Genomic DNA, 21899 nt, shown 5'->3' on the forward strand with positions numbered 1-21899 from the left:
CCGCGTTTGAAAGGCCAGTTTCACCATGTCGCGTCCGGTCATCGGCATCATCGGCAACGTCCACATCATCAATGACGAATACCCGGTTCAGGCCGCGGGCGTCTCCAACATCGAAGCGATTGCACAGGTCACGGGCGCGACGCCGCTCATCGTGCCGGCGCTCCCGCATGCGGTGGGCGTGTCCGATCTGATCGACGCCTGCGACGGGTTCCTGTTCACCGGCGGCCGGCCGAACGTGCATCCCAAACATTATGGCGAGGACGCGACAGAGGCACATGGCGCCTTCGATCTTGACCGCGACGCGGTCGCGCTGCCGCTGATCCGGGCTTGCGTGGAACGCAAGGTGCCGATCCTGGGCATCTGCCGCGGGTTCCAGGAATTCAACGTGGCTTTCGGCGGCTCGCTCTATCCCGAGATCCGAGACCTGCCGGGCCGGATGAACCACCGGATGCCGCCCGACGGCACGCTGGAGGAGAAATTCGCCCACCGCCATGTCATCACTCTGACGCCCGGCGGGCGGTTTGCGCGGATCTTCGGCCGTGACGAGGTGCTGGTGAACAGCCTGCACGGGCAGGGGATCAAACGCCCCGGCGAGCGGATCGAGATCGAGGGCCACGCGCCCGACGGCACGCCCGAGGCGCTCCATGTCGCCGGCGCACCGGGTTATGCGATGGCCGTGCAATGGCATCCCGAATGGCGGGCGCATGAAGACCCCGTCTCGCGCCCGCTGTTCGAATCCTTCGGTGCCGCCCTGACCGCGCGGCACGCGCGTGGCGCGGCCTGACCGCAACCGGCACGAGCGCGGTGGGGACGCGAAATCGCTTGCCAAGTCCGGCCGCCGCGCCTACCTGCGGCGCAGTGCAAGCCATTGAAAACGGGCAGGGCCATGGACAGACGTGATTTTCTTTCCGCCGGAATGGCGATGGCAGCGGCGGCCGGACTGACCGCCACGACCGACCGAGCGGCCGCACAGGGGCTTTTCGGACGCGGGCGGCCGTCGCTGGCGCTGGCGCTCGGGGGCGGCTCGGCGCTCGGCTGGGCCCATATCGGTGTCCTGAAGAAGATCGATGCCTACGGGCTGAAGCCCGAACTGGTGGTGGGCACTTCTATGGGGTCGCTCGTTGGTGCGGCTTATGCGATGGGCCGGCTCGACGAGGCCGAGGAATTGGCCCGTTCGCTCAACCTGTGGGATTTCCTGCCGGTCGTTGGCGACCTCAGTTTCGGCGGCGGCGGTGTGCTGAGCGGCGATGCCGCCGAAACGGCGCTGCGCGACTTTTTCGGCGATGTGCTGATCGAGGACCTGCCGCTGCCCTTCGTGGCCGTGGCGGCGGACCTGCTCACGAACGAGGAAGTGCTGATCGGCAAAGGGTCGGTCGTCGCGGCGCTACGGGCGTCGATTTCGCTGCCCTATGTCTTTGCGCCTGTCATCACCGACAACCGGGTGCTGATCGACGGCGGCATGAAATCGCCGGTGCCCGCGGGGGCCTGCCGCGCCATGGGCGCGCGCAAACTGGTGACGGTCGACGTGACCGGCGACTATAGTGGGGTCACGGCCTCCACGCCGGAACTGCAGCCGGGCGATGCGTTCGACGCGGCCAGCGCCCAGATCACGCGGCTGGCCTATGTGATGATGTCGAGCAGCATCATCGAGGCGCAACTGGCCATCGCGAAGCCCGAGGTGGAGATCGTGCCGCGCCTTGGCGGGCACAAGAGTTTCGAGTTCACCCGCGCGGCGGAGCTGATCGCGCTGGGCGAGGAAGGCGCGGAAGAGAAGCGCGCGGAATTGCTGGCGCTGCGCTAGGCGCCGCCGGATAGGAGCAGGGATGCACCAGACACTCCAGACGACGGTCTTCGCGCTGGCGCTCGCGATCATGATCGGGTGGGTGCTGATGATCGGGCAGGGGATTTTCATTCCCGTCTTCGCCAGCGTCATCTCCGTCTATATCCTGACCACCGTGGCCCACGGGATGGGCCGGCTGCCGCTGATCGGGCCCATCCTGCCGCTCTGGGCACGGCACGGGCTCGCGATCCTCGCCTTCATTGGTGTCTCGGCGGTCATGTTCTCGCTCTTCACCGGCAATATCGAGCGGGTGGTGGAAGTCGCACCGCGCTATCAGGCGACGCTGGTCCGGTTCATCGTGCAGGGCGCCGACCTGATCGGGGTGGAGGACGAGCCGAGCTGGGAGACGATCAGCCGCCTGATGCGGGACCAGGTGAACATCCAGGCGCTGCTCGGCTCGACCGTCGCGTCGGTGACCTATATCGGGTCGCAGATATTCGTCATCGTGCTCTATGCGAGCTTCCTGATCGCCGAGCGGGCGCAGCTGGCCAACAAGATCAACATCATCCTGCCCGATGCGGAGCGCAATGCCCGCTTCATGGCGACGGTCACCCGGATCAACAGCCGGATCGGCAGTTACCTGACGATGAAGACGCTCATCAACATCGCGCTCGGTGTGATCTCCTATGTCATCATGACGATCATCGGGATTGACTTCGCGGGCTTCTGGGCGGTTTTGATCGCGCTCTTCAACTATGTGCCCTATGTCGGCTCGATGGCGGGTGTCTTCTTCCCGGTCTTCCTGTCGGTTGCACAGTTCGGGAATTTCTCGGTCGTGCTCCTGTCGCTCGTGGCCCTGACCGCCGCGCAGGTCTTCATCGGCAATATCGTGGAGCCGCGCGTCATGGGGCGCTCGCTCAACCTGTCGCCGTTCGTCATCCTCGTCTCGCTGACCTTCTGGTACGCGCTCTGGGGCATTCCGGGCGCGATCCTCGCCGTGCCGCTCACCTCGGTCGCGATGATCATCTTTGCCGGCTGGCCGCAGACCTGGCCGATCGCCGTCATGCTGAGCCAGAGCGGCGAGCCGGATCTCGACGGGCCGGCTCCGGCCGAGCCGAAGCCCGCGCGCAAGGCGGCGCGGGGCGCCGGCGAGGTGCCGCCGCAGAGCGCCGCGCGGGGCTGACCGCCAGCCATGTGGGAACTGTTCGACACGGTGGGCCGGGTCCTGAGCCTCGACCCGGACGTGTTTCGCGGGCCGGTGACCGCGAGCGACCGTGTGCGCGCCGGGCTTGTCGTCCTGCTCGCGGGCATGTCGATGCTGCTCGGCCAGTGTTTCTCGCTCTTTCTCGTCTCTGCCTCGGCCCCGCGCTTTATCCTCGGTCTTGTCATCAACGGGGTGATGATGGCGCTGCGGCTGGCGCTCTGGATCACGCTGTCCACGCTCGTGGCCTCGGCGCTGGCCGGTCGGCTGATCTCGCCCGATGCGATCCTGTTCGTGGTGTTCCTGTCCACGGCGCCGATGATCTTCGGCTTTATCGCGATCCTGCCGACCATTGGCCCGGCGCTGCTCTACCCGCTCTATGGCTGGGTCTGTGTGGTGCTGATGTACGGGCTCTTTGTCGCCAACGGCGTGCCGTTCCTGTTCGGCGCGGTCTGCGGGGCGGGCGGGCTTTTCGCGCTGTTTCTGCTCGACCGCTACATCTTCCTGCCCGTCTTCCGCGTGAGCGAGGACAGTTTCTACCATGCCGTCCGTTTCCTGCCGGGCGCCTCGCGGGCGGAGCTTGTGGACCGGATCCAGAGGATGTTCAGCGGTGATCGGTAGTCTCCAGAGCCTCGGGCTCGGCATCGTGATCGTCATGGCCACGATGCTGATGATCGCGCTGCTCTCCTCGCCGTTCGAGTCAATGTTCTGGTGGTCGCGCCGCCAGCGCCGCGACGCGCTGCCAGAGCCGCATCCGCTGGCCGAGCCGCCGCGCAATCCGCCTGCGGTGGTGATTTACCTGTCGGGGATCGGCACGCTGGCGGGCGACGCGCATCCGCGCTCCGAGCGAAAGTTCCTGCGCCGGCTGGAGGGCCGGATCGCGCCCGCGCTCCTTCTGTCCGAAGTGTTTCCCTATTCCGCCAAAGGGGTGCCACTGAACGGTGAACGGCTTTTCAACTGGCTCTGGGAAGCGCAGGGGCGGATCAAGGCGCGGGACGGGTTCGGCGCCTTCGGGGTGAATCTTCGCAACCTCTTCCAGGTGCTGGTCTCGGCCGACCGACGTTACGGTCCGATCTATTCCGCCGGTGTGGCCGATCTGGTGCTGGCGCAGTTGCGCGCGAACGGGATCGGTCCGGATTACAGAGGGCCGCTGATCTTCGTCGGCTATAGCGGCGGCGCGCAGGTCTCCGTCGGCATGGCGCCGTTCCTGCGGGCCCATGTGGCCGGTCCGATGTATCTCCTGACGCTGGGCGGGGTGATTTCCTCCGACCACGGGCTGACCGAACTGGAAGAAGTGATCGATTTCCGCGGCCCGAAGGACCGGGTTGTCACCTACGGGGCGGTCGGTTTCGTGCCCCGCTGGCCGATCTTCCGCAATTCCGACTGGAACATCGCGCGCCGGGCGGGGAAGTTCGAAACCCGCACGCTCGACGGGATGGGGCACAATGGCCGGGGTGGCTATCTGGACCGGTTGGCGCGGGACAAGGCGGGGCGGAGCAATCTGGAGCGGACTGTCGAGGCCATCGCGACTGAAGTGGACGAGATCACCCGACGCGCGCCATCCGGGCCAACAGCACCGGCTGCCGGCGGTGTGCAGGACGCGGAAGGTCCAGCGTAACCGGATCGGCGGCTTTGCCCCTGTTGCACAAGGGAATCACGCAAGTCCTTTCTGAAGGCCGCCTCCAAATTGTTTGAAAAATCAGCAGATTTTTGAGATACTTCGCGCGCGGCAAGTGGGGCAGGGCGCCTCTCCCGCCGTACGCTCGGCCGTGCATCGGCCCACAAAAAGGAGAGACCTATGAGCGAGACTGACACCCCGGCGGCCGAACCGGCCAAGACCGGGTCCGGCTGGTTCACCTTCTTCGGTATCCTGGCCATCATTGCCGGCGTGATCGCGATCATGTTCCCGCTGGTATCCTCCATCGCCATCAAGCTGGTCATCGGCTGGACCTTCCTGTTCTTCGGGATCGGCTACCTGATCCACGCATTTTCCGCCGCGGGCTGGAAAGGCAAGCTGATGGACGTGCTGCTTGGCATCCTGTTCATCATCGTGGGCGGCTGGCTGGCCTTCAACATCCTTGAAGGGCTGATCGCGCTGACAATCATGATTTCCGCCAGCTTCATCGTGCAGGGCATCGTCGAGATCGGCGCCTCCTTCCAGATGAAGCCCGAAAAGGGCTGGGGCTGGTTCCTCTTCTCCGGCATCATCGCGGTGGTGGCCGGTGTGATGATTTTCCTTGGCCTGCCCTCGACGGCCGCCTGGGCACTTGGCCTTCTGGCCGGCGTGAACATGATCACCTCCGGCATGTCCTTCCTCGCCCTGGCATCGGCCATGCGCGCGGCGGCCTGACCGACCTGGACTGATCCGATTGTGCGGGCGCACCCACGGGTGCGCCCGTTTGCATTTGACGGGCCGTCCTGCTTGGCGGAGCGCGGTTCGCACCTATATCGCGGGCCATGGCGCAACCGGCGCCGCTATGCTACCCAAGCCCTTCTTTGATCCCTTTTGAGCTTTTACCTGCCGTGACCCAAGTTCCGACGGACACAGAGAACAGTTTGACCCTCAGCCGGAGCGCCCGTCTGAGTGTGGCCCCGATGATGGACTGGACAGACCGTCATTGCCGCTATCTGCACCGGCTCCTGAGCCGCCATGTACTGCTCTATACCGAAATGGTGACGGCACCTGCCGTGCTGCACGGGGATCCGGACCACCTGCTCGGCTTCGATGCGGCCGAACATCCCGTGGCGCTGCAACTGGGCGGGTCGGACCCTGCGGAACTGGCGGCGGCCACGAAGATTGCGGTTGCGCGCGGCTATGACGAGGTGAACCTCAATGTCGGCTGCCCGTCTGACCGGGTGCAGTCGGGCCGGTTCGGCGCGGTTCTGATGCAGGAACCGGCGCTTGTCGCCGCCTGTGCCGCTGCCATGCAGGAAGCCGCTGGCGACGTGGAGGTGACGGTCAAGTGCCGCATCGGCGTGGACGAGCAAGAACCGCGCGAGGTCCTGCCCGATTTCCTTGCCCGCGTGTCGGCGGCCGGTATCCGCCGTTTCTCGATCCACGCCCGCAAGGCCTGGCTGCAGGGGCTGAGCCCGAAGGAGAACCGGGACATCCCGCCGCTCGACTACGGGCTGGCGCTGGAGATGGTCGGCCTGTTTCCGGGACTGGAGATATCGGTCAACGGCGGGATTGCCTCGCTCGACGCGGCCGAAGAGTTTCTCGATCAGGGATTTCACGGGGTGATGATCGGCCGGGCCGCCTATCACAGTCCTACCGATATTCTGGCAGCGGCGGACCGGCGCATCTACGGGGCACCGGGACCGGATCGCGATCCGTTCGATGTGGTGGAGGCGATGATCCCCTATATCGAGGCGCAACTGGCCGCGGGCCAGCGGCTCAACCGGATCACGCGGCATATGCTGGGACTGTTCGCAGGCCGCCCCGGCGCGCGCCAGTGGCGGCGCGTCCTGTCCGAAGGCGCGCATCTGCCCGATGCCGGACCGGCGCTGGTGCTGGAGGCACGCGATGCGGTGCTTCAGGCGCAGAACGCAGCCGCCTGACCGGCGCTGAAGGTCTGTCCCCATTGCCAAGGCGCGGCGATCAGGCTAGGGGCAGGGGACGCGCCAGACAGAAAGCCCTGACATGCTTGACCTTCTTCCCCTTCTTGCCCTGATGATCGTGGTCGGCGGGGTGGCCGGCGTCATTGCCGGGTTGCTCGGCGTCGGCGGCGGGATCGTGCTTGTCCCGGTCTTTTTCTACACGTTCACGGCCCTCGGCTATACCACGCCCTACATGATGCAGATCGCCATCGCGACCTCGCTGGCGACCATCGTCGTGACCTCCGCCCGGTCGGTCATGTCGCACAACAAGAAAGGCGCCGTGGACTGGTTGATCCTGCGCGGCTGGGCGCCGGGCATCGCGGTCGGTGCGATCATCGGCGTGCTGGTCGTGGGGCGGCTGGAAAGCCGCACGCTGATGGCGCTCTTCGGCATCCTTGGTCTGTGCGTGTCGGCCTATATGGCGTTCGGACGCAGCGAGTGGCGGCTCGGCGACGTGATGCCGACCGGCATCCGGCGGGCGCTGACCGCACCTGTCATCGGGCTCCTGTCGGTGATGATGGGCATCGGCGGCGGCAGTTTCGGCGTGCCGCTGATGACGCTCTACGGCACGCCCATCCACCGCGCAGTGGCAACGGCGGCCGGTTTCGGACTCATCATCTCGGCCCCGTCGGTGATCGGGTTCCTGTTCACGGGCTGGGGCACGCCCGGGCGGCCGGAATATTCGGTCGGACTGGTCAATATCCCGGTCTTTCTCGTCATCATCTGCATGACGATGCTGACCGCGCCGCTTGGCGTGAAACTGGCCCATGCGCTGAACCCGAAACCGCTCAAGCGGATTTTCGCGATCTTCATCGGATTGGTGGCGCTGCGGATGCTGATAAGCGCGTTCGGCGCCTGACGGGCAGGGATCAGTTCCGCAGGAGCATCCGGTCCTTGCGGATGACCGTTTCCTGCAGTTCCTCAAGGAAGCTCATGCCCAGAAGAGAGCTGTGCAATTCGCCCCGCTGGGCGATGGCGCCGCGGATGTTCTGCGCCCGCACCCCGTCGACCGAAATCATGTCGAACGTGTAGGGCGCGACCTTGGAGCGGCCGCCCGCAGTCGTGACCGGCACCGAGAAATCGAGCGCGTCCATGTCGACGCCGATCCGTTCGGCATCGTCGTAACGCAGAAGCACGATGGACGCACCGGTATCGACCAGCAGGCCGACATCGGTGCCGTTGATGCTGGCAAGCGCGCGGAAATGCCCGTCCCATGCGCGCTTGATCGAGGTTTCCGCACCGATACTGGCCACTGCCACGACCGGCGTCGGCTCCGCGCGGCCCGCCTTGATCCGGGCATAGTCGGAAATCTCGTCCCGGAACTCGAGCGCGGCCAGCAGACCCAGCACCGTCACGATCATCAGGCTGTTCATCAGGGCGACCGGCAGGTGGGGCGAGATGAGATGCGCGAAGCGTCCGATCAGGAAGCCGCCAAGGAGCAGGAGCACCAGTCCGAGCCAGACCATGTCCTGCCCGCCACTGACAAGCGCCGGCAATTCATCGCGAAAAACCACCGCGAGACCGACCAGCGTAAGAGCGTAAAAAAGGCGTGAATTCATGGACCTGTCTCGTTTTCAGTCGAGTATAGGCTAAAATGCGCGCAAGGGAATCCGAAACTGTGCCAGCACGTTGAAACTGTGACTCAATTGCCGCGCTTCGAAGATGCGCCCCGCGTGCGTCCGCCGCGGCGCGTGCCCTTGATCCGGTCCTCGCGGTTGGGCAGGTCCGCCATCAATGCCCGCCGCGCCTCCGGCTCCATTTTCGACCAGTCGGAAATCTCGGCGATCGTCCGGTAGCATCCCATGCACAGGCCCGAAGGCGGATGGATGACGCAGACCCGCACGCAGGGGCTTTCCACCTCGCGGCGTGACCAGATCGCGTCGTCATTCATCTGCCCGAAGCTCCCAGATGGGCGATCCGGTCGAGGAACCCCTGCAGGATGAAGGAGGCGGCGACATGGTCGATCACCTCGGCGCGGCGGCGGCGTGATGTGTCTGCCTCGAGCAATGCCCGCTCGGCGGCGACGGTTGAGAGCCGTTCGTCCCAGAAGGTGATCGGCAGATCGGTGACGCCAGACAGGTTGCGCGCAAAGGCCCGCGTCGACTGGCAGCGCGGCCCTTCCGACCCGTCCATGTTGAGTGGTAGCCCGAGCACCAGTCCGCCGATCTCGCGATGGGAGAGGATTGACAGGAGCGCCGCGCTGTCGACCCCGAATTTCTTCCGCCGGATCGTCTCGAGCGGGGAGGCCACCTGCCGCAGCCGGTCTGACACGGCAATGCCGATCGTCTTCTCGCCGAAATCGAGCCCGGCCAGCGCGCGCATCGGGGCGGTTGCGGACAGGAACGCCGCCGGATCGTCATGCAGGCTCAATTCGCAACCTCCGCATCCTGCGCGGCGCGGCGCAATTCAAGAAGCGCGGCTTCGTCCCCTACGTAGGCCTCACGGGCCGCGGCCCAGGCATCCGACGCATTGCGGGTCTGACCGAGCACACCATAGGCGCGGATGAGTTGTGCCCATTCCGCAGCTGTTCCGCCCTCGGTCGAAAGGCGCTCCTGCAGGCCCGCGACCATGCCTTCGATCATCGCTGCGCGGTCGCCCGCGGACATCTCGGCCGCCGCCTCCATGTCGGATCCACTGGGCCCGGCCAATTCCGGCGCTGTCGGCGCGGTGGGGCCGCCATCGCCCGGCATCAGGTCGCCGATCTGGCTGCGGATCGTCTGGACCCACGGCGCGTCGTCCGGACCTTCCTCAAGCAGGCGCATCCAGAGCTGGAGCGCGAGTTCCGTCTGTCCGGCCTGCGCAAGGGCAAGGCCTGAGTAATAGCGGGGCTGCGGCAGGGTCGGATCCTGCGCCAGAGCGATCGCCAGCGCCCGCTCCGCTTCGGGCGAGACATAGCCGCCCGCCGCGAGGATCATGAATTCCGCAAGATCGGAAAATTCCGCCGCGCCCGCATCCTCGTTCATGATCTCGATCACCCGCTGCTGGGCGCGGCGCGCTTCTGCGAACCTGCCGAGACGGGCGAGGTTCTGCGACAGCAGCACATGGCCGCGCAAGTCGTCAGGCCGGTCGGCGAGAACCTCCTCAAGCTGGTCGACCAGCGGCACGAGCGCTGGGTCGACCCCGTCGGGCACAGAGTCATCGGGAAGACCGCGGATCTGGGCAACCATATCCTCGGCCTCGGCCTGACGCGGGCGGTTTTCGCGCGCCTCGGCCAGTTGCGCGAGCCGTGGACCAAGCGGCTGGTCGGGAAGGCTCGGCGTGCCGATCTGGGCATAAAGCCCCCAGCTGAGCGCTGCGAGCAGGACCAGCACCGCGACGGCGGCAATCCGTGTGGCACCGCGGGGTGCATCTTGGGCAAGGGACCCGGCCGGCGCCTTGCGCTCCTCCTGGTCGGCGCGCAAGAGGCGGCGGGCCACTTCGGCGCGGCTGCGCTCGGCTTCCTCCGCCGACAGGATGCCCCGGTCGAGATCCTTGTCCAGTTCCGCCAGTTGGTCGAGATAGACCTGCCGGTCATAGGCTTCGCGCGCCGCATCTCCCCCGCGGCGGCGCAACAGCGGCAGCAGGATGGCCAGAAGGGCGATCAGGAACAGAAGGGCGGACAGGATCCACAACATGGGCGGCGGCTTTCGACCTGAAGTCAGAGTGGCCAGACCCTAACCATCGCGCCGCCGCCCGCGCAAGGGCAGGCCGCCGCGCGTTTTGGCGCAGCAGGGCACGATGTCGCGATCAGGCGATGACATGCCGCTGGCAAGGAACAGCCCGCGGCCGGCTCTGGGCATATGTCGATCAGGGGTTGCGTCCGCCCGCGGGACGCGCACCATGGCACCTGTTGCCCCGCTGTCGGAGGAGCGAACCCGTTGAAGAAATATTCCGTCTTCTCGTTGGCGCGCGAGGCCCTGCGCTACCATAGCGGATGGGAGCGTGCCTGGGCATCGCCGGACCCGAAAGCCGAATATGACACGATCATTGTCGGCGCCGGTGGGCACGGTCTGGCGACCGCCTACTATCTGGCCAAGGAACACGGGATCACCAATGTTGCCGTGCTGGAAAAAGGCTGGCTCGGCGGCGGCAATACCGGGCGCAACACCACGATCATCCGGTCGAATTACCTCCAGCCGGAAAGTGCGGCCATCTACGAGAAAGCGCGCGGCCTTTATGAAGGGCTGAGCCAGGAGCTCAATTTCAACATCATGTTCTCGCCACGCGGGGTGATGATGCTCTGCCAGACCCAGCATGAGCTGCGGGCCATGCAGCGCACTGCCCATGCCAACCGGCTGGCCGGGATCGAGACGGAAATGGTCTCACCCGAACGGGTCAAGGAGATCGTGCCGATCATCGAGATCGACGGGCCGCGATTTCCGGTGCTGGGCGGGCTCTGGCAGCCGCGCGGCGGCACGGCGCGGCACGATGCGGTGGCCTGGGGCTATGCGCGGGGCGCCTCGGCGCGCGGGGTGGACATCATCCAGCAATGCGCCGTGACCGGCATCGACCGGGACGCGTCGGGCGTCACCGGCGTGCAGACGACCCGCGGACCGATCCGGTGCAAGAAGCTCTGCATCGTGGTGGCGGGGTCATCCGGCGTGCTGGCCGATATGGCGGGCTTCCGCCTGCCGGTCGAATCCGTGGCGCTGCAGGCACTCGTCTCCGAGCCGGTCAAGCCTTGTATGGACTGTGTGGTGATGGCCAATACGGTCCACGGTTACATGAGCCAGTCCGACAAGGGCGAGATGGTGATTGGTGGCGGCGCGGACGGGTTCAACAACTACACCCAGCGCGGGTCATTCCAGCATCTGGAGGAAACCGTACGTGCGCTGATCGAGACCTTCCCGATGATCTCGCGCCTCAAGATGCTGCGGCACTGGGGCGGGATCGTGGACATGACCGGCGACCGGTCCCCGATCATCGGCCAGACACCGGTGCCGGGCATCTTCATCAATTGCGGCTGGGGCACGGGCGGGTTCAAGGCGATCCCGGGGTCCGGATGGGCCACGGCCGAGATGCTCGCCAAGGGCACGCCCGGCACGCTGGCGGCGCCATTCTCGCTCGACCGGTTCACCGAAGGGCGGATGATCGACGAATCCGTCGCCGCCGCGGTGGCGCATTGATGGGCGCGGTGATGATGGGAGGTGGACCTGCCGGATGCGTTCCGGGGTCGGGCACAGAGCGGGCGTGGGGTGGTGTCAAGTCGCCCTGTCTTGCGTCCGAACAGGGCAACACCGCACCCTTTGGGGGCGCGGTGTCCGCCACGATTTGCCCAGTGTCAGCCGTAACGGCCGAAATCGTAGCTTCTCGCGTCCGAATTGCGCATCGCACCACGGATGCGCACCATCACGACGACGAGCGCCACGATACCGGCATACATGAGGATCTGATTCTGGTTGGCCGTCGTTTCAATGCCGAAACCGTCATTGAACACGATGCCGATCTGGTCCTGAACGAAACTGGACGTCTTCTGAAGATCGGACAGAATCCGATCGAAACTTATATTCATTGCATCGCCCCCACGAAACCCAATGAATGTTACCGATTACTGTGCGGACAGGATAGCGAACCCGACCCGACAGCGCAAGATTCAGTTTCCGACACAAGGGTTAACCTTGCGTTGAGAGCGAAATCGCGGCGCGCGCTCAGGTTGCAGGGGCGAGGACGGAGCCAATGCTGATACTCAGATGCCCCTATTGCGGGGTGGATGCCGAGGAAACCGATCTGGCGCCGGGCGGCGAGGCGCATCTGACGCGCCACGGGCCGGGATCGGACGATGCGGAGTTCCGCGACTACCTGTTCCAGCGGCGCAATCCGCGCGGCGTGCATTTCGAACGCTGGCGCCATGCGTTCGGCTGCGGAAAATGGTTCCATGCGGCGCGCTGCACCCAGACGCTGGAAGTGTTCGGCACCTACAGCGCGCAATGTTCCGAACCGCCCGAGGAGATCATGACGGCGATCCGCACCCGCCGCCCGGACTGGGAGATGCCCGCATGAGCAGCCGACTGGCCACCGGCGGCCGCCGGATCGATCGCAGCAAGCGCCTGTCCTTCAGCTTCAACGGGACAAAACTTACCGGATTTGAGGGGGACACGCTGGCATCGGCTCTGCTCGCCAACGGGCAGGACCTTGTCGGGCGCAGTTTCAAATACCACCGGCCGCGCGGTATCGTGGCTGCCGGGGCGGAGGAGCCGAACGCGCTCGTGGCGTTGGGGCAGGGCGACCGGATGGAGCCGAACCAGCGCGCCACGATCACGGAGCTTTTCGACGGGCTATCCGCCCGGTCGCAGAACCACTGGCCAAGCCTCCAATTCGATATCGGCGCCATCAATGCGCGCCTGTCGCGGTTCCTGCCGGCTGGCTTTTACTACAAGACCTTCATGCAGCCGCGCGCGGCCTGGAAGCATCTGTTCGAGCCGGTGATCCGCAAATCCGCGGGCCTCGGACCAGCACCCACGCAGGGCGATCCTGACCGGTATGAATATTTCTACGCCCATACGGATGTGCTTGTCGCGGGCGGCGGGATTGCCGGACTGGCGGCGGCACGGGCGGCGGCCGAGGCAGGTGCACGGGTGCTGCTCGTCGAGCAGGACAGCCGCTTCGGCGGGCGCAGCGCGACCGACGGGGTGGTGATCGACGGCACGGATGCAGAGGCGTGGGTTGCAGAGCAGGTGGCGGCGCTGTCGGCCATGCCGAATGTCGATCTGCGGCTCCGGACCATGGCCGCAGGGGTCTACGATCACGGCTATGTCACGCTTTACGAGCGGGCCGGGGACAGGGATCCGGGCGCGGCCCCCGTGCGGCACCGGCTCTGGCGGGTGCGTGCCGGCCGGACCGTGACCGCCACCGGCGCGATCGAGCGGCCGATCTCCTTTGCCGGGAACGACCGGCCGGGGGTGATGCTGGCCTCCGCGGTGCGGGACTATATCGACCTCTATGCGGTCAGCCCCGGCGACCGGACCGTGGTCGTCACCGCAACCGATGACGGCTATCGCACGGCGCTGGCGGTCCGCGACGCGGGGCTCGATGTGCCGGCGGTGCTCGACACCCGGCCGGACCCGAAAGGCCCGCTCGTCGATGCGGTCCGCGCGCGCGGCATCCGGGTCGAGGCGGGACGCGGGATCGCCAAGGTGCGCGGCACGCGGCGGGTCACGGGTGTCGATATCTGCGCCCAGGCGGGCGAGGGCGCGGTGATCGAGCATGTCCCTTGCGAATGCGTGGCCATGGCGGGGGGCTGGTCGCCGGTTGTCCACCTTTGGTCCCATTGCGGGGGCAAGCTGCTCTGGGACGAGACGGCACATCATTTCCGGCCCGATCCGGACCGGCCGCCCACAGGCGCGGACGGGCAGGGTTTTGCCGTGACCGCCGGCACGGCTTCGGGCCCGATGGACACGGGCGCCGCGCTGGCTGATGCGGTCGAGGCCGGCCACCGCGCCGCAAAGGCGCTCGGCCATGACAAGGGGGCGCCGCGCATTCCGCAGGCCGACGGCACAGCCGACGGCCCGCCGGCCGCCGTCTGGATGATGCCGCATGGCGCGGGGCCGGAACTGCGCGGCAAGGCCTTCCTCGATTTCCAGAATGACGTGAAAGTGTCCGACGTGCAGCTGGCCGCGCAGGAGGGCTACCAGAGCGTCGAGCATACCAAGCGCTACACCACGCTCGGCATGGCGACTGATCAGGGTAAGCTGAGCAATATCAATGGTCTTGCCATTCTTTCTGACAGTCTGGGTGCCCCGATACCGGAGGTGGGCACAACGACATTCCGCCCGCCCTACACCCCGATCTCTCTGGGGGCCGTGGCGGGCGAGGCGCGCGGATCGCTCTTCAAGCCGGTGCGCCGCACGCCGATCCATGACTGGCACGCGGATGCCGGCGCGGTCTGGGAGCCGGTCGGCGACTGGCGCCGCCCCTATTGCTACCCGAAGGACGAAGAGAGCCACCGCGACGCGGTCAACCGCGAGATCACAGCAACGCGGAGCGGTGTTGGCCTGCTCGACGCCTCGACGCTCGGCAAGATCATCGTCTCGGGTCCGGACGCGGCGGCCTTCCTCGACCTGACCTACACCAACATGATGTCGAGCCTGAAGGTCGGGCGCTGCCGCTACGGACTGATGTGCACCGAGAACGGCTTCCTGTTCGATGACGGGGTGGTCGTGCGCCTGTCGGAGGACAGTTTCCTCTGCCACACCACATCCGGCGGGTCGGACCGTGTGCATGCCTGGATGGAGGAATGGCTCCAGACCGAATGGTGGGACCTGAAAGTCTGGACGAGCAATGTCACCGAACAGTTCGGCCAGATCGCGATTGTCGGTCCCAAGGCGCGCAGCGTGCTGGAGCGGCTCGGCGGTATGGACCTGTCGGCCGAAGCGCTGCCCTTCATGGCGATGGCCGAAGGCACGCTCGGCGGGATCGGCGTGCGGATCTTCCGCATCTCATTCTCGGGCGAGCTGAGCTATGAGATCGCCGTGCCGGCGGGACGCGCACGCGCGCTCTGGGACATGCTTCTCGCAGAAGGCGCGGCGGACGGGATCACACCCTACGGCACCGAGGCGCTGCACGTGATGCGGGCCGAGAAGGGCTATATCATGATCGGCGACGAAACTGACGGCACCGTCATCCCGCAGGACCTCAACCTCGGCTGGGCGGTCTCGAAGAAGAAGTCCGACTTCATTGGCAAGCGCGCGATGGAACGTTCTGCGCTCACCGATCCGGATCGCAAGCAGCTTGTCGGGTTGGAAACCGAGGATCCGGCGCTGGTGCTGCCGGACGGCGCGCATGCCGTATCGGGCCAGACCAACAGGTTCGGCCAGCAGGAAACGCTCGGGCATGTGACCTCGACCTACTGGTCGCCGACACTGAACCGCTCGATTGCCATGGCACTCGTTTCGGGCGGGTCGCGGCGGATGGGCGAGACACTCGATTTCAGCCTCGAGGATGGCAGGATCGCGAAGGCCCGCGTGGTCGATCCGGTCTTCCTCGACAAGGACGGGGAGCGGCAGAATGTCTGAGGCGGTCACAGCGCTTGCGGGCGCAACCTATGAGGGCGCGGTCACGGTCGCCGACGGCGGGCTGACCGGCATGGTGCAACTGCGCGCCGATCTGGCCGACGCCGCGGTCGCGACAGCGGTGAAGGCCGCCACGGGTGCGGATCTGCCGGACAGGCGCCGCATCAGTGCCGCGAAAGAGCAGCGCCTGCTCTGGATGAGCCCCGACGAACTTCTGATCCTGACCGATCATGGGGCGGCGCCTGATCTGGTGAAGCGGCTCTCCACTGAGTTGACCGGCCAGCATGCGCTGGTGCTCGACCTGTCGGACGCGCGGTCGCGCATCCGCCTGTCGGGGCAGGGCGTGCGCGAGGTGCTCGCCAAGGGCGCGCCGGTCGACCTTGCACCGGGCCGTTTCGAACCCGGCGAGGTGCGGCGCACCCGGATCGGCCAGATCGCGGCGGCCTTCTGGCTCCTGTCGGAAACGGAAGCCGAGGTGATCTGCTTCCGTTCGGTCGCGCCCTTCCTCTTCGACTGGCTGTCGACCGCTGCGCGTCCCGGAAGCCTGCCCGGCCATTTCCGTTAGGTCACCTTCGGCGCACAGCCGATTCCGCTCCGATTGGAGGGTCATGCATCTTGACCTTCCGGCAGGTGTGCATAAGGGTTGAACGCTGGAATACCACTGTCCACGGGAGACAAAAATGAAACGTATCACGATGGCCGCCGCGGCAGCCATGACCCTTGCCGGTGCCGCTCAGGCCGCAGATCTGAAAATCTGTGTCGAGGGTGCCTATCCTCCGTTCTCCGAAACCTCCGCCTCCGGAGAGGTCGTCGGCTTCGACATCGACATCGCCAACGCTCTTTGCGCCGACATGGGCAAGGAATGCGAAATGGTGAAAACCGACTGGGACGGCATCATTCCCGCGCTTCTGGAAAAGAAATGCGACGCGATCATCGCGTCGATGTCGATCACCGACGAGCGCAAGCAGGTCATCGACTTTTCCGAGAAATATTACAACACGCCGGCCCGTTTCGTCGGCAAAGAGGGCATGACGGCTGACGATCTGGCGGGCAAGACCGTCGGTGTGCAGCGCGGCACCATCCACCAGGATTTCATGGAAGGCGAGTTCGGCGATGTGGAGCTGAAGCTCTACGGCTCGCAGGATGAAGCCTATCTCGACCTCGTGGCCGGCCGCGTCGACGCGCTGATGGCCGACAGCATCGCGATCCTCGACGGCTTCCTGAACACCGACAATGGTGCGGGCTTCGCCTTCTTCGGCGACAGCTACTCGATCCCGGAATATCACGGCAACGGTGCCGGTGTGGGCGTGCGCAAGGAAGATACCGAGCTGCGTGACGCGATCACCGCCTCGATCAAGGCGATCCGTGACAGCGGCGAGTACGAGTCGATCAACGGCAAATATTTCGACTTCGACATCTACGGCGGCTGACCGCCCCCTGAACCCGGCTGATGCCCGCGTGACCGCGCGGGCATCGGCATATGAACATGCTCATTCTCATCGATTATATTCCGCTGTTGTTGCGCGGCGCCGTCGTCACGATCTCGCTGGCCCTGCTGGGCCTGTTGCTGGCGACGGTTCTGGGTGCGCTCGGGGCTGCCGGCAAGCTGTCGGGCGGCCGGATCGCCGGGGCGCTTGTCCGGCTCTATACGACCATCGTGCGCGGTGTGCCGGACCTCGTGCTGATCCTGCTCATCTATTTCGGCGGCCAGCGGCTGGTGAACACTGTCGGTGACCTGTTCGGCGCGGACTATATCGAACTGTCGAAATTCGGGGCCGGTGTCCTGTCGATCGGCTTCATCTACGGCGCCTATCTGACCGAAACGTTCCGCGGCGCCTATATGACGATCCCGCGCGGGCAGGTGGAAGCGGCGCAGTCGCTTGGGATGGGCGCGCTTGCCACGCTCTGGACCGTGTCGATCCCGCAGTTGGTGCGCTTCGCGCTGCCGGGCTACGCGAATGTCTGGCAGGTGCTTGTCAAATCCACCGCGGTTGTGTCGATCATCGGGTTGGAGGACCTTGTGGGCCTCGCCAATGACGCGGGCAAGACGGTGCGCGAACCATTCATCTTCTTCTCGGCCGTGCTTGTGGCCTATCTCTTCTTCACCTGGGTGTCCCAGCAGATCTTCAACAATCTGGAACGGCGCTACGCGCTCAGGGGGCATGATGCGGGTTGATCTTGTCCTTCAGAACTGGGAGCTCTTCGCGGGCGGTGTCTGGGTCACCGCGCAACTGACCTTCCTGTCGCTTTTCTTCGGCTTCTGCATCGCGCTGCCCTGCGGTCTGGCACGGGCGCGGCGCGTGGGCTGGGCCTCGCCGCTCATCAACGGATATGTCTACCTGTTTCGCGGCACGCCGCTCCTCGTGCAGACCTACCTGATCTATTACGGGCTCTCGCAATTCGAATTCATCCGCGACAGCTGGGCGTGGATTTTCCTGCGCGAGGCATGGTGGTGCGCGCTCATCGCATTCACGCTCAATTCGGGCGCCTACGCGACCGAAATCATCCGCGGCGCGGTGGAGACCACACCGAAAGGCGAGACCGAGGCCGCGACGGCGCTCGGACTGGCGCCGCGTCAGGTGACATGGCTTGTGCTGATCCCTTCCGCGTTGCGGCGCGCGCTGCCGCAATATGGCAACGAGGTCGTCTTCATGCTGCATGGCTCGGCGGTGGCCAGCGTCATCACCATTCAGGACATTCTGGGAGCGGGACGCACGCTCAACGCGCGCTATTATGTCGCCTATGAAGGGTTCATCACGGCGGCGCTCCTTTACATGGCGATCACCTTCACGCTGGTGATGATCTTCCGCCAGCTGGAGAAACGCTACCTGCGGCACCTGAATATCCGGCCCGCCAAGAAAAGCCATGCAATTCCCGCATAGCGGCTTTCGACTTTTTTGCACTGCAACAGAGCCGGTGGTCGCCTTACGTTGAGGTCAACAGATTCAAGCGCGCCCGGTGACCGGGCCGCGAACCGGAGACCTCGACATGAGCCAGTATGATTTCCGTGTGCCGGACATTAACGAGCGCGAAGCCTATATCGCCCGCGCCCACGAAATGCGCGCCGAAGCCGTGCGCGACAGCTTCAAGGCCCTCGGCCGCGCCATGACCGCAGCGATCCGCTCGGTTGCGACCCTCTTCAAGCGTCCGACGCACGCCTGACACCCTATTCAAAGTTCCTCCCTAGACTTGGGCCGTCCCGGACGGCCCATTTTTTTTGGCTGCAGGAAAAAAAGGCCGGCAATTGCCGGCCCCCAATGTAAGACTTTCTATCAGTCTGCCCTCAAACCGAGAAACATCCCTGCTTGATGCCGGCTTGTGTGAGCGCTTCGTAGTGACCCTTGGTCGACGCGAGTTCATTCTCATGATCGTCGCCGGTGGCAAGAAGAAATGCGGCAGGCCAGAACAGAACAATTGCAACGCCTGTTGCCACGGCATCGCTCGTCGCCTTGCTTTGCTGGTCATCAGCCAACTTGTTGACACGGGTTGCAATGGCATTGCGTTCCGAAACGATCTCGCCACAGTTTTTGGAGGAGTAGACGGTCGGGCTTACATAATCCGCGCTGATCTTATCTGGGGATTTTGCGCATGCTGTCAGGGTCAAGGCGATCAGACACGCGCCGGCTGTTACTTTCTTCATTGGTCTTCCTTACTCATTAATGCCCCAATGAGTGGCGCGATTGCGCGTGGGGCAGGACGCGGTTCACCATCCTGCCCGGCTCGCAATCGGCAGTGTTGCACTAATCCGACGCAAAAAATGAGAACCTTGATTTAGGTCAAATTTGCTCACCTTTTTATGGCGCCGATGTTTGACCTTGGGTCGTAAGGAGACCCGCAACGCAAGCCACCCCCGGCTTCAATCGGTCTTTCCCATCACGCGCCGCCGCGTTAGGAGACAGGCATGAGCGACATTCAGACACCGACCGTTCGGCTGAAGCCGAAAATCTCGCCGCGGCAGATCCGATTCGGCGCGCCGTGGATCTTTGCCGACCAGCTGGTGCTCGACCGGCGCAGCCGCAATATCGCACCCGGTGCAATCGTTGCGGTCGAGGATGGCAACCGCCAGCCGCTCGGCTACGGCGCTTTCAATGCCAATTCGAAGATCGCCGTGCGGATGTTGGGCCTTGGCCCGGTGGAGGATGTTGATGCGGACTGGTTCGAAGCCCGGTTCGCCCGCGCCGCCGCCTTGCGGGACAGGCTTTACGATGCGCCCTACTACAGGCTCGTCCATGCCGAGGCGGATGGGATGCCGGGGCTGATCGTCGACCGGTTCGGCGATGCGGCGGTCGTGCAGCCGAACGCGGCCTGGACGGACTCGCATCTGGACGCGCTTTGCGCCGGGCTGCAAAAAGCCGTTCCGGTCAGCACCATCGTGATGAACGGCAGCGGGCGGGCGCGCAAGCTCGAAGGGCTCGACGAGCGGGTCGATCTATTGGCAGGGCAGTTGGACGGGCCGCTGGCCGTGCCGATGAATGGTGCGACATACATGGCGGACCTGATCGGCGGCCAGAAGACGGGGCTCTTCTACGACCAGCGGCCGAACCATGCCTTTGCGGCACGGTTGGCGGGCGGTCAGGATGTGCTCGATGTGTTTTCCCATGTCGGCGGTTTCTCTCTCGCAGCGCTGGCGGCAGGCGCCGCTTCGGCCACGGCGGTTGACGGGTCGGCTTCGGCGCTCGAACTGGCTGAAGCCGGCGCGAAAACCTCCGGCACGGCAGACCGTTTCACCACACGGCGCGGGGATGCATTCGCGGAGATGGAGGCGCTTGCAGCCGAGGACCGGCAGTTCGGCCTCGTGATCTGCGATCCGCCTGCCTTTGCACCGGCCAAGCCGGCGCTGGAGGCCGGATTGCGCGCCTATGAACGTGTCGCGCGGCTCGGCACCGGACTGGTGGCGCCCGGCGGCTATCTTGTACTCTGCTCCTGCAGCCATGCGGCCGATCTGGCAAAGTTCCGAGAGGTTTCGCTGAAAGGCGTCGGCCGGGCCGGTCGCCGCGCGCAGATCCTGCATGTGGGCGAGGCGGGGCCGGACCATCCGGTCCATCCGCATCTGGCCGAAAGCAGCTACCTGAAAGCCGTCTTCCTGCGGCTCGACTGATGCGCGCGGTCCTCGATGCCTGCGTGCTGTTCCCGACCGTGCTCCGCGAGATCCTGACGGGTGTCGCGGCCGAGGGCGGTTATGCGCCGCTCTGGTCGCCGCGCATCCTCGAGGAATGGCGCCGCGCCGCGCTGCGGCTGCCCGACCCGGCGGCCGGTGCCATCGCGGAAGGGGAAATCGCGCTTCTGAATACGGCCTTCCCCGGCGCCAGCATCGCCATCGACCAGGCAACCGAGGCCACGCTCGACCTGCCGGATGCAAATGACCGCCATGTGCTGGCCGCCGCGATCGACGGTCAGGCATCGCTGATCGTGACCCATAACCTGCGGGATTTCCCGCTGCGCAGGCTGGCCGCGTCGGGCGTGCGCCCGGTCAGCCCCGATCAGTTCCTGCTGGCCGATATGGACCTGTCGCTGGTCGAGGCTGTCGTGGCCCAAGTGCAGGCCCGGACGGAGAAGATTTCGGGGCGCGAGCAGCCGCTCCGGCCGCTCCTGCGGCGGGCGGGGCTGCCGCGGCTCGGCAAGGCGCTCGGCTGATCAGCCCTCCCGGGCGGTGGTCCATCCCGCTTCGAGCCTGCGCAGCGCCGCGATCCGCTTTTCGGTCTGTGGGTGGCTCGACAGCCAGACCGGACCGCCCTGACCACCCATGCCGGTCATCCGGTCGAGTTTCTCGAAGAGCGCAATCTGGGGGGCAACGCCGATCCCTGCCTTTGTGAGGAGCGCAGCGGCATAGGCATCGGCCTCGAACTCGTCCTGCCGCGACAGGGTCGCCGTCAGGAGCGTCACCAGGCCCTGCGCGATCCACGGTCCGACCACCGGCACCAGCCGCCCGATCACCATGGTCAGCACCACGCGGATGGCATTCTGGGCGCTGAAGTCGATCATCCGCCGGCGCGCATGGCCGAGCGCCACATGACCCAGTTCATGCGCGATGACGGAGGAGAGTTCCGCCGCCGACACCGCGCCCGACTGGTATTTGCGCAAGAAGCCGCGGGTGATGAAAACGCGCCCGTCAGGGGCCGCGAGCCCGTTTACCGGTTCGATTTCATAAACGTAAACAGGAACCTCCTTGACGCCCAGTTCCTGCGCCATCCGCGCGGTCAGGGCGTTTAGGATCGGATCGCTCAGGCGGGAGGACTTGCGGTCGAGGTCGCGTTTCAGCCGGTTGGCCGAGAAAAGATACATGACAAGCCCGACCGCGACGGCGATCAGGATCGGGGCCAGCCTCAGCATGATG

Annotated in this window: 25 protein-coding genes; 18 read left to right on the top strand and 7 right to left on the bottom strand. The window is 65.6% G+C overall.

Translation table 11 applies throughout. The features are described 5' to 3' along the window. The first annotated feature begins 25 nt into the window (after positions 1-25). The 8 genes from GSH16_RS08330 (at position 26) to GSH16_RS08365 (ending at position 7437) form a co-directional block, all read left to right on the top strand. Complete coding sequence (locus GSH16_RS08330; protein WP_160853946.1) at positions 26-784, top strand: gamma-glutamyl-gamma-aminobutyrate hydrolase family protein; 759 nt, start codon at positions 26-28, stop codon at positions 782-784. A 102-nt stretch (positions 785-886) separates the two neighbouring features. Further along, the gene (locus GSH16_RS08335; protein ID WP_160853948.1) at positions 887-1801 is read left to right on the top strand and encodes a patatin-like phospholipase family protein; all 915 of its coding nucleotides are present in this window, start codon (positions 887-889) and stop codon (positions 1799-1801) included. A 22-nt stretch (positions 1802-1823) separates the two neighbouring features. Next, positions 1824-2963 carry an AI-2E family transporter gene (locus GSH16_RS08340; RefSeq protein WP_160853950.1) on the top strand — a complete coding sequence of 380 codons (1140 nt, stop codon included), beginning with the start codon at positions 1824-1826 and terminating at the stop codon, positions 2961-2963. Positions 2964-2972: 9 nt separating this feature from the next. Further along, positions 2973-3602, top strand: a complete 630-nt coding sequence (locus GSH16_RS08345; protein WP_160853952.1) for a hypothetical protein — start codon at positions 2973-2975, stop codon at positions 3600-3602. Further along, on the top strand, positions 3592-4599 hold the full coding sequence (locus tag GSH16_RS08350) for a hypothetical protein (RefSeq protein ID WP_160853954.1): 1008 nt from the start codon (positions 3592-3594) through the stop codon (positions 4597-4599). The genes GSH16_RS08345 and GSH16_RS08350 overlap by 11 nt, the downstream gene beginning before the upstream one ends. A 180-nt stretch (positions 4600-4779) precedes the next feature. Further along, positions 4780-5331, top strand: coding sequence for an HdeD family acid-resistance protein (locus GSH16_RS08355; RefSeq protein WP_160853956.1), 552 nt, complete (start codon positions 4780-4782; stop codon positions 5329-5331). A 206-nt stretch (positions 5332-5537) separates the two neighbouring features. Then, positions 5538-6539 (top strand): tRNA dihydrouridine(20/20a) synthase DusA, encoded by a 1002-nt coding sequence (gene dusA, locus GSH16_RS08360; RefSeq protein WP_268893951.1) that lies wholly within the window; start codon positions 5538-5540, stop codon positions 6537-6539. Between the two features lie 82 nt (positions 6540-6621). After that, positions 6622-7437 carry a sulfite exporter TauE/SafE family protein gene (locus GSH16_RS08365; RefSeq protein ID WP_160853960.1) on the top strand — a complete coding sequence of 272 codons (816 nt, stop codon included), beginning with the start codon at positions 6622-6624 and terminating at the stop codon, positions 7435-7437. 10 nt (positions 7438-7447) lie between these two features. Here GSH16_RS08365 and GSH16_RS08370 read toward each other — a convergent pair whose 3' ends face one another. The 4 genes from GSH16_RS08370 to ccmI form a co-directional block, all read right to left on the bottom strand. After that, positions 7448-8137 (bottom strand): retropepsin-like aspartic protease family protein, encoded by a 690-nt coding sequence (locus tag GSH16_RS08370; RefSeq protein ID WP_160853962.1) that lies wholly within the window; start codon positions 8135-8137, stop codon positions 7448-7450. Positions 8138-8220: 83 nt separating this feature from the next. After that, complete coding sequence (locus tag GSH16_RS08375; protein WP_160853964.1) at positions 8221-8469, bottom strand: DUF1289 domain-containing protein; 249 nt, start codon at positions 8467-8469, stop codon at positions 8221-8223. Beyond that, entirely contained in the window at positions 8466-8900 is a 435-nt protein-coding gene (ruvX, locus tag GSH16_RS08380) for a Holliday junction resolvase RuvX (RefSeq protein ID WP_160855134.1), read from the bottom strand. The genes GSH16_RS08375 and ruvX overlap by 4 nt, the downstream gene beginning before the upstream one ends. 44 nt (positions 8901-8944) lie before the next feature. After that, positions 8945-10192, bottom strand: coding sequence for a c-type cytochrome biogenesis protein CcmI (gene ccmI / locus GSH16_RS08385; protein ID WP_160853966.1), 1248 nt, complete (start codon positions 10190-10192; stop codon positions 8945-8947). Between the two features lie 243 nt (positions 10193-10435). Between ccmI and GSH16_RS08390 the strand changes: the two genes are divergently transcribed. Further along, positions 10436-11683 carry a sarcosine oxidase subunit beta family protein gene (locus GSH16_RS08390; protein ID WP_160853968.1) on the top strand — a complete coding sequence of 416 codons (1248 nt, stop codon included), beginning with the start codon at positions 10436-10438 and terminating at the stop codon, positions 11681-11683. A 155-nt stretch (positions 11684-11838) separates the two neighbouring features. On the opposite strand, the gene GSH16_RS08395 is transcribed toward GSH16_RS08390, so the two are convergent. Next, the gene (locus tag GSH16_RS08395; RefSeq protein ID WP_160853970.1) at positions 11839-12069 is read right to left on the bottom strand and encodes a hypothetical protein; all 231 of its coding nucleotides are present in this window, start codon (positions 12067-12069) and stop codon (positions 11839-11841) included. Between the two features lie 164 nt (positions 12070-12233). On the opposite strand from GSH16_RS08395, the gene GSH16_RS08400 reads away from it, so the two are divergent. The 7 genes from GSH16_RS08400 to GSH16_RS08430 all read left to right on the top strand — a co-directional run bounded on the left by GSH16_RS08400 (position 12234) and on the right by GSH16_RS08430 (position 18727). Then, positions 12234-12557: a sarcosine oxidase subunit delta gene (locus tag GSH16_RS08400; RefSeq protein ID WP_160853972.1), complete on the top strand. Its 324-nt coding sequence runs from the start codon at positions 12234-12236 to the stop codon at positions 12555-12557. After that, complete coding sequence (locus GSH16_RS08405) at positions 12554-15568, top strand: sarcosine oxidase subunit alpha family protein (protein WP_160853974.1); 3015 nt, start codon at positions 12554-12556, stop codon at positions 15566-15568. Before GSH16_RS08400 ends, GSH16_RS08405 begins: the two co-directional genes overlap by 4 nt. Next, positions 15561-16130 (top strand): sarcosine oxidase subunit gamma, encoded by a 570-nt coding sequence (locus GSH16_RS08410; RefSeq protein ID WP_160853976.1) that lies wholly within the window; start codon positions 15561-15563, stop codon positions 16128-16130. The genes GSH16_RS08405 and GSH16_RS08410 overlap by 8 nt, the downstream gene beginning before the upstream one ends. A gap of 115 nt (positions 16131-16245) precedes the next feature. Further along, positions 16246-16995, top strand: coding sequence for a transporter substrate-binding domain-containing protein (locus GSH16_RS08415; RefSeq protein WP_160853978.1), 750 nt, complete (start codon positions 16246-16248; stop codon positions 16993-16995). 56 nt (positions 16996-17051) lie between these two features. Then, on the top strand, positions 17052-17741 hold the full coding sequence (locus GSH16_RS08420; protein ID WP_160853980.1) for an ABC transporter permease: 690 nt from the start codon (positions 17052-17054) through the stop codon (positions 17739-17741). Then, positions 17731-18447, top strand: a complete 717-nt coding sequence (locus GSH16_RS08425; RefSeq protein WP_160853982.1) for an ABC transporter permease — start codon at positions 17731-17733, stop codon at positions 18445-18447. Before GSH16_RS08420 ends, GSH16_RS08425 begins: the two co-directional genes overlap by 11 nt. 76 nt (positions 18448-18523) lie before the next feature. Next, positions 18524-18727 carry an RSP_7527 family protein gene (locus GSH16_RS08430; RefSeq protein WP_160853984.1) on the top strand — a complete coding sequence of 68 codons (204 nt, stop codon included), beginning with the start codon at positions 18524-18526 and terminating at the stop codon, positions 18725-18727. A 121-nt stretch (positions 18728-18848) separates the two neighbouring features. On the opposite strand, the gene GSH16_RS08435 is transcribed toward GSH16_RS08430, so the two are convergent. After that, on the bottom strand, positions 18849-19205 hold the full coding sequence (locus tag GSH16_RS08435) for a hypothetical protein (RefSeq protein WP_160853986.1): 357 nt from the start codon (positions 19203-19205) through the stop codon (positions 18849-18851). 261 nt (positions 19206-19466) lie between these two features. Here GSH16_RS08435 and GSH16_RS08440 point away from each other — a divergent pair, with 261 nt between their 5' ends. Further along, entirely contained in the window at positions 19467-20663 is a 1197-nt protein-coding gene (locus tag GSH16_RS08440; protein ID WP_160853988.1) for an RSP_2647 family RNA methyltransferase, read from the top strand. Then, positions 20663-21199 (top strand): RSP_2648 family PIN domain-containing protein, encoded by a 537-nt coding sequence (locus tag GSH16_RS08445; protein WP_160853990.1) that lies wholly within the window; start codon positions 20663-20665, stop codon positions 21197-21199. The genes GSH16_RS08440 and GSH16_RS08445 overlap by 1 nt, the downstream gene beginning before the upstream one ends. Here GSH16_RS08445 and GSH16_RS08450 read toward each other — a convergent pair whose 3' ends face one another. Continuing rightward, complete coding sequence (locus GSH16_RS08450; RefSeq protein ID WP_160853992.1) at positions 21200-21895, bottom strand: M48 family metallopeptidase; 696 nt, start codon at positions 21893-21895, stop codon at positions 21200-21202. Positions 21896-21899 lie beyond the last annotated feature (4 nt).

It is taken from the genome of Oceanomicrobium pacificus (genome assembly GCF_009833495.1).
Taxonomy (GTDB): Bacteria; Pseudomonadota; Alphaproteobacteria; order Rhodobacterales; family Rhodobacteraceae; genus Oceanomicrobium; species Oceanomicrobium pacificus.